Here is a 10,838-nt window from a genome sequence, read left to right on the forward strand (position 1 = left end):
ATGTGTGGGACCGATTTTAGCCTCTATTCTTCTATATGCCAGTACGGCTGAGGGAGCAGGGAAAGGGGCTGCACTATTGTTTGTATACTCAATCGGTCTTGGATTGCCATTTTTACTTACCGGGCTCGCGCTTTCAAAAGCCCTGACTGCATTTGGCTGGATTAAACGACATTACAATTTATACAAAATTATAGTGGGCGGAAGCCTAATTATTGTTGGCATACTGATGCTAACTAATAATCTTTTCTACCTTAATATCTATGGCCAAAAGGTTCTCGATTTTATAGGTTTAGACTTTTGGAAGACTTTCTAAAAAACTCAAGGATTTGTAATACACTAAACTGATATAGTATTATTTCCCAATCAACAATGACTAAACCGAACACAGCTATTAGCAGCTTAGAAAATGATCAAATCCATATCTGGAAGATAAATATAAATAATCCCAAGTGGGAACCGTCTCATCTTCTATCTGAAGTGCTATCAAAAGATGAGAAGCGACGAGCGCTAAGGTTAAAATCAGAGAAAGATAAAAATAGGTTTATCGTCTCAAGAGGACATCTGAGAAAAAAACTGGAAAGCTATCTTGAGATTAGTGCTTCCGAAATTGAGTTTTCTTACAATGAATATGGAAAACCATCGGTAAAATCAGAGCAAAATGACAAAAAAATTAAGTTCAATGTATCTCATTCAGCTGATTTGATTATATATGCCGTTAGACAAGGTAGTGAGGTCGGAATTGATGTGGAAAATATTAGAGATGTTAATAAGGCCGATAAAATAATAGGACGTTTTTTTAATAAACAAGAGATTGACTACTATCATTCACACCCACAGCATAAAAAGAAGTCTGCTTTCTTTACCCTTTGGACCAGAAAGGAGGCATATTCAAAGGCTATGGGAAGAGGAATCGGGCTTCCTGCAAAGGAAATCGATCTTAATTTAGTCACAGGGCGGAGTCTTACTACAAATGGGCATAAAGGAAAGTCTAAATGGTCAATTTTTGATATAGAAACTGAAAACGGCTATTTAGCGGCGCTAGCAACTAGGGGTGATAATCCTAATATTTGTTGCTTTGGGTTTTGATTTCTGAGCAAAACTAAGAAAAGGCGCTTAACACCATAATTACTTCCAGTTATAATTACTGACTCTAAATTATTGTGTTTTTATATCTAAGTGACTGAAAATATTTAGTTTGACTACTCGTCATATAATTTTATACTAGTTGCTTATATTTTTTACTGGAGTAACAATCAGCGCAATTAGGGAACTGATTATACTCATTAATAATGTTTTACAACCTCAGCATCGGAGGCTCTCCCGCATGCTGAATGATTAAAGCGAGAAGCTAATAAGAAATAAATACAATATAATGCGAATCCATATTGATTTATATGAAAACGGAGGATTCTAAGTACTATGTCAAACCCGTCTGATAAAGACAAGGAAATGAAGCAGGCCGCTCTGGACTATCACAGTATTGGCCAGAAAGGAAAACTAGAGGTAGTACCTACAAAACCTTGTCTAACACAGTGGGATCTTTCCCTAGCATACTCCCCAGGTGTTGCTGAGCCTTGTCTTGAAATTCATAAAGATCCGCACGATGTATACGAATATACTAATAAGGGAAATCTCGTAGGTGTGGTTTCCAACGGAACGGCTGTGCTTGGTCTAGGAAATATTGGGGCACTTGCCGGAAAGCCTGTAATGGAAGGTAAGAGCGTACTTTTTAAAAGATTTGCTGGTATTGATGCGTTTGATATAGAAATAAGCGCAACTGACCCTGATGAAGTAATTAAAACAGTCAAATATTTAGAACCGACTTTTGGCGGTATAAATCTTGAAGATATCAAAGCTCCTGAGTGTTTTTATATAGAAGAGGAGCTCAAAAAACAAACAGATATACCTATTTTCCATGACGATCAGCACGGAACCGCTATCATTTCTGGTGCCGGGCTCTTAAATGCCTGTGAACTTGTAGATAAAGAGATGAAAGATCTACAAATAGTTTTCAACGGTGCAGGAGCATCTGCTATTGCCTGCGCAGAGTTCTTTATCACACTAGGCGCTAAGAGAGAACATATCATTATGTGCGATAGCCGAGGCGCTATCTATAAAGGCCGTTCAGAAAATATGAATCCCCAAAAAGAGAGCTTTGCGGTTGAGACTAGCGCTAGAACTCTTGAGGACGCCTTGAAGGGAGCCGACGTATTTGCTGGTTTATCCTCAGGGGGCGCTGTGACACAGGATATGGTAAAAAGCATGTCAGACAAGCCAATTATTTTTGCTATGGCAAACCCTGACCCTGAAATATCTTATCCAGATGCAGTTGCGGCAAGAAATGATGTTATTATGGCTACCGGCAGATCAGACTATCCAAATCAGGTAAATAACGTATTAGGGTTTCCATTCATATTTAGAGGTGCTCTTGATGTAAGGGCAAAAGCGATAAATGAGGATATGAAAGTGGCTGCAGCTTACTCATTAGCAAATTTGGCGAAGCAAGGCGCAGACGAAAATGTTGCAAAAGCCTATGGTGAAAAGAGTTTTGAATTTGGTCCTGAATATATAGTTCCAAAACCTTTTGACCCAAGGGTATTGGTATACGAATCTGTTGCTGTAGCAGAGGCCGCAATGAAATCCGGCGTATCCAGGATCCAGATAGACCTTGATGATTACAGAGATAAATTAGAGAAGAAAGTTCAAGAGAAGTTAAAGAGATGGAGCATCAAGTAGCTTTTTTACCCTACAAAGAGCTTTGATACTAACAGACCCAGATCTAAAGAAATCTAAAAAACTAAGAACAGCCCTACTCTCAATAACTGTATCAATATGCTTAATTATAATTAAGCTCATTTTCGGAATTATAACCAATTCCGTTAGCATACTTGCCTCAGCTGCTGATTCATTCCTAGACCTTACCGCCTCATCGGTTAATTACTTCTCAATCAGCAAATCAGAAAAACCGCCTGATCATGACCATAGGTTCGGTCACGGTAAAGCAGAGGGGCTAGCAGGACTCTTTCAATGCTTTGTTATAGGTATTTCATCACTTTATCTTATTTATTTGGCAATTGAGAAGTTAATATACGGCGGTGAGATCGTGTCTGTTGATCTAGGTATCATAGTTATAGCATTCTCAATAGTAGTAAGTTTTATACTTGCAAGGTATATCAAAAAGGTCTCAAAAGAAACCGAGAGTTTGGCTCTGGGTGCAGACAGCCTTCACTACAGCGTTGATGTATATACAAACGTCGGAATCATCCTCACGCTTATCATTATCAAATTCACTGGGCTAGATATTTTAGACCCAATAATTTCTATAATAATAGCAATTGTTATACTCTGGTCTGCAAAAGACATAGTTATTCAGTCAGTAAATATTCTTATGGATAAAGAGCTGCCAGAAGATATTGTTTCTGAAATAGAAAATATAATAATGGATCATGAGCCAGAGGTTAAAAGTTTTCACAAGCTTAAATCTAGAAATGCCGGCACAATAAAGTTTATAGAATTTCATGTAGTTATGGACCATCAACTTACATTTGTTAAATCCCATGATCTAGCCGAGCACATTATACAAGATATAAAAGAGCTTATTCCTAACTCGGAAGTTACCGTTCATGTAGACCCTGACAAGCATATCTGAACCAGTTTTGGTTGAAACCGAAGCTGATTTAATAGATAATCTGAAATATAAAACAATAGTTTGAAACCATTTATTTTAAGTTCGGGTTTATATATACAAAAGCGTTTCAGGAGGAAGTAGAAATGAGAAAATTAATAATTCCTGCATTTGTCATAATAGCTTTTGTATTTGCTGTCCCAACAAGTAGTTTTGCTAAAAAATACCACGGCGGCGGCCACGGATATAAGGGCCACGGAAAAAGCTATGGTTATAAAAGCGGTCAGGGCTATAAGAAAAATTACGGCCATGGCTATAAACAAAGAGGTTATGGCTATAAAGGTGGTCACGGCTACAAACATGCTTACAAGCGCGGATATAATCGTGGATATAGACACGGACACTACAAACCATATTATAAACCCTACTACAGACCTTATTACAGACCATATCCATACAGACCATATGGTTATTATCCAAGGCCCTACCCTGTTTACCCATACATACCGTTTTCGGTCAACCTAGGATTTGTATTCAAATAAGAGTTATTAAGATCTCTGCACCTCAAGGATTTACATGATGAGAAATATATCCCTCTTCATGTAAATCCTTTTTTTATATCCTTGTTGTACTCCTATATTGTGCTGGGTAATATTTCAAGCTCTTCGTATCAAAAAAAGGAAGATTAAGATTCTATGATAAAAGCAGTCATATTCGATATGGATGGTGTAATGATCGACAGTGAACCCCTTTGGGAGAAAACAGAGAGGATTCTTCTTAAAAGAAGGGGTATTGAGTACACAGCTGATTACAGAGACCAGATTGTAGGACTAAATCAGAATGATTCCGGAAAGTTATTGGTTGAAACTTTCAACCTCAAAGATAGCGTTGAAGAAATAATAGATGAGCGAGTAGTTATCCTGACCGGTATCTATGAAGAGGAACTTGAAGTTGTGAAGGAGCTAATTCCGCTTTTAAATCAATTACAAGATTTGGACTATAAACTAGCGGTTGCATCAAGCTCGCCTCTAAGGGTGATAAATTTTGTGTTGGACATGTTTTCTCTTCATCAATATTTTCCGGTTGTGGTATCCGGAGAATGTACGGATGATGGCAAACCTCATCCCGCAATATATCTTCATACTGCTAAAAGATTAGAAATAGATCCAAGTGAGTGCGTTGCGATTGAGGATTCCATAAACGGAGTCAAATCAGCAAAGGCCGCAGGCATGCACTGCATTGCAGTACCTGACAAAAGATTAACTCAAGATCAGTTTAAGATCGCAGATCTCATAGTTCCGAGTCTAAATAGAATTAGCCCGGATTTAATCAAATTTTTTGATTAAATTAAATCATGTTAATCCGCAAAGGCTAAATAGCCCGGAATAATTAATCCCACAAAAGGTATCAAAATTAGTATTCCAAGCCAGCTGGCTTTACCTCTAAGCTCAGCTATTTTCATCCACACAATTATTGCAATAACTATATTCACCAAAGGGATAAAAAATAGAATTGTCCACCAGCCGGGCTTTTGGGCTATCTTGCACATCAAGTAGACATTTACTATTGGAATCCAAGCTAGCCAGGAATTTTCCGTATTAGTTTTATTGGCAATAACCATCAATGTATAGGCAAAATAAACATAGACCAGTACGTAAAGCAAAAACATTCCGACTGCAGAAGAGTCATCCATTAGTAAATCCTCCTTTTGTGTTTATATTGATTCTATTATCTCATTAGCACAAGGTTAGTGTCAAGACTCACTGTGATTTGCATCAAAGAAAGCGAGATATGGTATGAGCAGTATTACAGCGTAAGGAAATAGACATATCAGCCCTAGCCATTTGGAGCGGCCCCTTAGTTCTGAAATATTCATCCAGATAATTGTTGATATTATGATGTTTACTATTGGTATTAAAAAAAGTATCACCCACCAACCCGGCTTACGGGCTATCTTGCAAAGTAGATAAACATTAAGAATAGGAATCCAGGCAAAATTTTCATTCTTGGTATCAGTTTTCCTAGCAAGAATCTTTATACAATAAAAAAGGAAAATAAAAACTAATATAGCTACAAAACCTAGTAGCCCCCTCGAAAATTCATCCATCCACTAATCTCCAACTAAGTTCATATATATTATTTAGTAAAATAATATATACACTGACTACATGCTTAGCAAAAACTTATAGTCTTCCTTTCGTAGGAGGCGCCATAAACTCAGGGCCAACTGGGTCTTTAACAGTCTCACTTAGGATTTTATCTATCTCTGTAAATGCTGAATCATCGAGTGACCAGCCAAATATTTCATCCAGCGGCTCAAGCTGAGATGGTCTTCTAGCTCCCCATAATGCAATATCTTTTTTCTCTTTATCAAGCATCCATCTGAGTGCTAGGTGAATTACCCTCTTACCGTAATTCTCCTGGGCAAATTTATCTAGTTTATCGACTGCAGCTAAGTATTGCTTGAACAGCTCTGAATTCTTGAACTTAGGGTCGACCTTTCTTATATCGTCACCTTCAAAAGTAGTTTTGGACGTCATTCTGCCGCTCAACATCCCGCGGCAAATAGCACCGTAGTGAAGATTTGTGATATTGTTTTCAACAGTGTATGGAATTATGTCTTTTTCTATCTCACGCTCAAATAGGTTATAAGGCGGCTGAGAGGTATGAATCGGAGCTATAGAACGAAATATGTCCTTTTGTTCAATATTATAGTTACTAACACCTATAGCTCTAATTTTACCACTATTTAGAAGCTCAAGCATTGCTTCCGCGGGCTCTTCAAAAGTAGTTTCATAGTCAGGCCAATGGATTTGATAAATATCTATATAGTCACTCTGTAGACGCTCTAAAGAATCGTCAACCTCTTTGAATATCCGCTCTTTAGTAGAATTTCTGTATACCTTACCAGTAGTCCAATCAAGCCCAACTTTAGTTGCCAATATTACCTTATCTCTATTACCGTATTCGGAAACGGCTTTGCCCACGATCTCTTCTGATCTGCCAAAACCGTAGATTGCAGCTGTGTCTATTAAAGTCACGCCTTTATCAAGCGCTTCATGAATTGTCTGAATTGATTCTCTCTCCTCACTACCTCCCCAGAGCCAGCCACCGATTGCCCAGCAGCCAAGCCCTATTCTGGAAGATTCTATATCTGTTCCGCTAATATTCACAAATTCCATATGTTTCTCCTTCTAATCATTCTCGGCTTCTATTAGATCATGAAGTAATTTTCTTACCTCTCTGTATGAAGGCAAATTGAACCTGGCTTTAGTGGGGCCAAAACCTACTTTAATTGAATATCCCCACTCAGGTAAAACCTCGTATATGTCTTCATCCGTCCAGTCATCGCCGATAGAAAGTATAAAGTCCCACTTTACCTTAGACATTAAATGCATCGTGGCTTTACCTTTATTAATTCCTGTATCTTTTACCTCGATTACTTTGTTTCCTTCGAGTACACCTACGTTTAGATTAGCTGTGATATGTAGTAATACATCCTTAAGCTCACCAACCCTTACTAGTGATAGCGCCGGGTCTACTTTTCTGAAATGCCAGACTAGTGAGAAATCTTTTTCCTCAACAAAAGAGCCCGGGGTTCTGTCTACAAACACTTCTAATATTGGTCTTATCTCATCTTTCCATTCATCTGACAACATTTCCAGAGTATCCCAAGACTTCTTCTCTTTTATCCACACACCATGCTCCGCGACCAAACCATTAGATACATTTGAGACCCATCTATCTAATGTTTTTCTGTCTCTTCCGCTAATGATTACTAAATGAGTTTTATGATTTGAAGAAAGTGCGCCTAATATTTCTTTCAACTCCTTATCCGGCTTAACTTTCTCAGGCCTCTCGTTAAATGGCATTAAAGTTCCGTCATAATCAAGCAAAAGCAATGCCCTTTTACTCTTAGCAAAACTTTGAATGAGTTTATTTCTCCTAGATTGGGACAGGCCTTTAGATATAAGATGTTTTTGTATCTCTTTTATATGGCTGATTCTGTCCATAAAATCATGAGCCCATCTTCTGACGTCATAGCGCTCAAGCCTTCCTTGCATTATTGTCATTCTTCTTTTCTGCTCATCAATCGGCATCGTTATCGCTTTCTTAAGCGCGTTAGATGTCCCCTCTAGATCGTTCGGGTTAATAATCAATGCTTCACCGAGCTCTTTTGCAGTTCCCGCCATCTCTCCTAGTATCAAAACCCCGTCCTTGTTTTTACGCGTTGCAACATATTCCTTTGCAACCAGGTTCATACCGTCTCTAAGCGGCGTAAGAAAGAGCACATCAGCAATTGAATATAGGGCGGTTAAATCATCAAAACCAAATGAGCGGTACATATATAATATAGGCGTCCATCCGATAGTGGCGTGCTTACCGTTAATCCTTCCGGCAAGATTATCGACCTGCTCTTTTAAGAGTCTGTAGTGCTCGACCTCTGTTCTAGAAGGAACTGCAACCACGACAAAGATGACCTTCCCTTTGTAGGCCGGGTTCTTATCAAGAAAGTGATCAAAGGCTTCGAGTCTCTCAGGAACCCCTTTTGTGTAATCAAGCCGATCTATAGAGAGAATTACCTTGTAGCCTTCCTTTATATTCTCACTAAACTTTGAGATGCTTGTCTTTACTGCCTCACTATCAGGGGCGCTAGAGAACTTTTTATAGTCTATGCCCATAGGAAATGTATCGACTTTCACGGCATGGTTGCCAAGGGTTATCTGGCCCAGTGTGTGCTCATAACCTAACACACGTCTTACGCTCTCAAGGAAATGGCGTGCGTAGTCAAAGGTGTGAAATCCAATTAGGTCAGATCCCAAAAGGCCCTCTAATATTTCCTTACACCATGGGATTAACCTAAATATTTCAGAAGACGGAAAGGGAATGTGAAGAAAAAAACCAATCTTTACTTTTGGTAGTTTTTCTCTAATCAGTTCCGGCAAAAGCATTAAATGATAGTCATGGACCCAAATTACATCATCTTCATTTGCCACTTCCAACACTGCCTGGCTGAAAGCCTCATTTACCCTGCGGTAGCTGTCCCAATAGCGCTTCTCGTAGTTTGCATACTGAACAAAGTAATGAAAGAGAGGCCATATTACCTCATTACAAAAACCTTGGTAGTAGTTCTCAAAATCTGCCCTTCTTAGAAAAACAGGTATGTAATTATCCCCTGCAAGCAGCTGTTGTAATTCCCTTGTGTCAGACTTAGTGCTATAGCCAGACAGTGTTATACCTGGCCATCCGATCCACAATTGCTCTTGGCCCATATCAAGAGAGCCTACGCCAGTTACAAGACCCCCTACGCTTGGTTGGAAACTAAATTTGGATTTTTTCTTGGATACAGTGACGGGCAATCGGTTGGAAACAATTATTAGCTTTCCCATAACGTATATAGACTATACCTACTTTATAATGAATAGAAATAGAATGTTGACATAGAAAATACAGTTCATATTATTATTTATAATGGCAATTAGAATATTCTATCTATTTCTGATTTTTAATATTGTGCTCTGCTATGGACTAAGGTGCAATACATCCGTGAGCTTCGCCGCAACTCCGGTGGAAGCTCAAGAGAGCTGCCACAGCATGGATCACAGCAAATCTAAAGATGCTGAAGCATCTACTATTATGCAGAATTACGACGATAGATCAGAATTGCATGTCTTATGCTGTGAAGAATCACTTACGAATAGTACTACTGATCAATATATAAAAGTTAAAATTACAGAAGTGCCAAGGACTTGGGAACTTTTTAATCATAACAAGTCTAGCCCGAACCCTAATAATTTTACTTATAAAGATAAAGACCCCCCTGATATACAAGTTTTAAACTCAAGCTTTCTGATCTGATCTCCATTAAATCCTATTACTCGGCTCTTTAGTCGAACAAAGAGTAGTAGAGTTGTATTTAATTATGGGATTTTATATGGAGAAAACTATGACACTTAGAATTAATTATATGATATTTGCAATAATTATAGTTAGTTGCGCAAGCATTTTTGCTTTTGATACGAACGCACAACAAATAAGAGAATACAATCTGGAAATAGATAATAAAATGGTCAATTTTACCGGAAAGGACAAGATGGCCATTTCAGTTAATGATTCTATTCCTGCGCCCACACTGTATTTCAAAGAAGGCGAGACAGCCAAAATAAACGTTAAGAACAATCTGGACACTAATACGTCTGTGCATTGGCACGGGATTTTGCTGCCAAACAGACAGGACGGTGTTTCATACCTCACCACTCCCCCTATTACGCCCGGAATGACATACACTTTTGAATTCCCGCTAATTCATAGCGGCACTTATTGGTATCATTCCCACACAGGACTTCAGGAACAAAAAGGTGTGTACGGCGCAATTGTGATTGAGCCTAAAGAAAACAGGACTGATATTGAAGTACCAAAAGTGCAGGAAACAATTGTGCTTTCAGACTGGACAGATCAAAACCCGCATGAAGTTCTAAGAGACCTTAAGCGCGGAAGTGAGTATCAGGAATTTAAAAAAGGCTCTATGCAAACCGTTTACGGAGTAATAAAAAATAAGGCAATAGTCGACAACTTTAAGCGTTCACTTAGGAGAATGCCTCCGATGGACTTATCCGACGTCGCCTATGATGCCTTTTTGATAAATGGTAAGCAGCAATCAGAGTTCAAAGCTCAACCTGGAGAAAAAATACTGCTAAGGATAATTAATGCAGGTGGGGCTAGTTATTTTTATCTGAATTATGCTGGCGGTGATATGGAGGTTATCGCGGCTGACGGAGTGGATGTTAAGCCATTTAAAACCGATAGGATGTTGATGGCTATAGCAGAGACATACGATGTAATTATTACTGTCCCGAAGAGTGGATCAGCTGAGTTTCGGGCCACTGCCCAGGACGGCTCTGGTCATGCATCGCTATTTATTGGCGAAGGAGATAAGGTTCTGGCACAGGACATACCTAAACCTAATCTATATAAGATGGACCACTCTCACATGATGATGGACCATGAGGGACATGGGGATATGGAGAAAAAAGAAATGGAGATGGACCACTCTATGAAAGAGCATATGGACCATAGTTCTATGGATCATGGCTCAATGGATCATAGCAACAAGCATATGGATATGTCTCATGATATGAAAATGGATACTAATCCGCGCCCAATGCCTCCATATAAATATCTTAGATCTGTTATGCCAACTAGTCTTCCTAAA

Annotated in this window: 11 protein-coding genes and 1 pseudogene; 8 read left to right on the forward strand and 4 right to left on the reverse strand. The window is 38.8% G+C overall.

The window, feature by feature from the left end; genetic code table 11:
- The 6 genes and pseudogenes from AAF462_05760 to AAF462_05785 all read left to right on the forward strand — a co-directional run.
- A partial coding sequence (locus AAF462_05760) for a cytochrome c biogenesis protein CcdA (protein MEM7008626.1) occupies positions 1–313 on the forward strand: 313 nt, incomplete at its 5' end.
- A 56-nt stretch (positions 314–369) separates the two neighbouring features.
- A complete protein-coding gene (locus tag AAF462_05765) occupies positions 370–1,086 on the forward strand; it encodes a 4'-phosphopantetheinyl transferase superfamily protein (GenBank protein ID MEM7008627.1) in 717 nt (238 codons plus the stop codon).
- A gap of 363 nt (positions 1,087–1,449) precedes the next feature.
- A pseudogene (locus AAF462_05770) lies at positions 1,450–2,718 on the forward strand (malic enzyme-like NAD(P)-binding protein).
- Between the two features lie 40 nt (positions 2,719–2,758).
- Positions 2,759–3,649, forward strand: a complete 891-nt coding sequence (locus AAF462_05775; protein ID MEM7008628.1) for a cation diffusion facilitator family transporter — start codon at positions 2,759–2,761, stop codon at positions 3,647–3,649.
- A gap of 122 nt (positions 3,650–3,771) precedes the next feature.
- Entirely contained in the window at positions 3,772–4,167 is a 396-nt protein-coding gene (locus tag AAF462_05780) for a hypothetical protein (GenBank protein MEM7008629.1), read from the forward strand.
- A gap of 153 nt (positions 4,168–4,320) precedes the next feature.
- Complete coding sequence (locus AAF462_05785; GenBank protein ID MEM7008630.1) at positions 4,321–4,971, forward strand: HAD family phosphatase; 651 nt, start codon at positions 4,321–4,323, stop codon at positions 4,969–4,971.
- Between the two features lie 11 nt (positions 4,972–4,982).
- Here the strand turns inward: AAF462_05785 and AAF462_05790 are convergent, their stop codons facing one another.
- The 4 genes from AAF462_05790 to AAF462_05805 form a co-directional block, all read right to left on the reverse strand.
- Entirely contained in the window at positions 4,983–5,318 is a 336-nt protein-coding gene (locus AAF462_05790; GenBank protein ID MEM7008631.1) for a DUF5684 domain-containing protein, read from the reverse strand.
- A gap of 60 nt (positions 5,319–5,378) precedes the next feature.
- Entirely contained in the window at positions 5,379–5,732 is a 354-nt protein-coding gene (locus tag AAF462_05795; GenBank protein ID MEM7008632.1) for a DUF5684 domain-containing protein, read from the reverse strand.
- A 76-nt stretch (positions 5,733–5,808) separates the two neighbouring features.
- Positions 5,809–6,807, reverse strand: a complete 999-nt coding sequence (locus AAF462_05800; GenBank protein MEM7008633.1) for an aldo/keto reductase — start codon at positions 6,805–6,807, stop codon at positions 5,809–5,811.
- Positions 6,808–6,819: 12 nt separating this feature from the next.
- A complete protein-coding gene (locus tag AAF462_05805; protein MEM7008634.1) occupies positions 6,820–9,015 on the reverse strand; it encodes a bifunctional alpha,alpha-trehalose-phosphate synthase (UDP-forming)/trehalose-phosphatase in 2,196 nt (731 codons plus the stop codon).
- A 157-nt stretch (positions 9,016–9,172) separates the two neighbouring features.
- On the opposite strand from AAF462_05805, the gene AAF462_05810 reads away from it, so the two are divergent.
- Both AAF462_05810 and AAF462_05815 read left to right on the forward strand, forming a co-directional pair.
- A complete protein-coding gene (locus AAF462_05810) occupies positions 9,173–9,484 on the forward strand; it encodes a hypothetical protein (protein ID MEM7008635.1) in 312 nt (103 codons plus the stop codon).
- An 88-nt stretch (positions 9,485–9,572) separates the two neighbouring features.
- On the forward strand, positions 9,573–10,838 hold a 1,266-nt coding region (locus tag AAF462_05815), incomplete at its 3' end, for a multicopper oxidase domain-containing protein (protein ID MEM7008636.1).

This window comes from Thermodesulfobacteriota bacterium, from assembly GCA_039028315.1.
Classification (GTDB): domain Bacteria; phylum Desulfobacterota_D; class UBA1144; order Nemesobacterales; family UBA2774; genus CR02bin9.

Coding starts and splice junctions, on each gene's coding strand:
- AAF462_05765 (MEM7008627.1), top strand. CDS start 370: ATGACTAAACCGAACACAGCTATTAGCAGCTTAGAAAATGATCAAATC.
- AAF462_05780 (MEM7008629.1), top strand. CDS start 3,772: ATGAGAAAATTAATAATTCCTGCATTTGTCATAATAGCTTTTGTATTT.
- AAF462_05785 (MEM7008630.1), top strand. CDS start 4,321: ATGATAAAAGCAGTCATATTCGATATGGATGGTGTAATGATCGACAGT.
- AAF462_05790 (MEM7008631.1), bottom strand. CDS start 5,318: ATGGATGACTCTTCTGCAGTCGGAATGTTTTTGCTTTACGTACTGGTC.
- AAF462_05795 (MEM7008632.1), bottom strand. CDS start 5,732: ATGGATGAATTTTCGAGGGGGCTACTAGGTTTTGTAGCTATATTAGTT.
- AAF462_05800 (MEM7008633.1), bottom strand. CDS start 6,807: ATGGAATTTGTGAATATTAGCGGAACAGATATAGAATCTTCCAGAATA.
- AAF462_05805 (MEM7008634.1), bottom strand. CDS start 9,015: ATGGGAAAGCTAATAATTGTTTCCAACCGATTGCCCGTCACTGTATCC.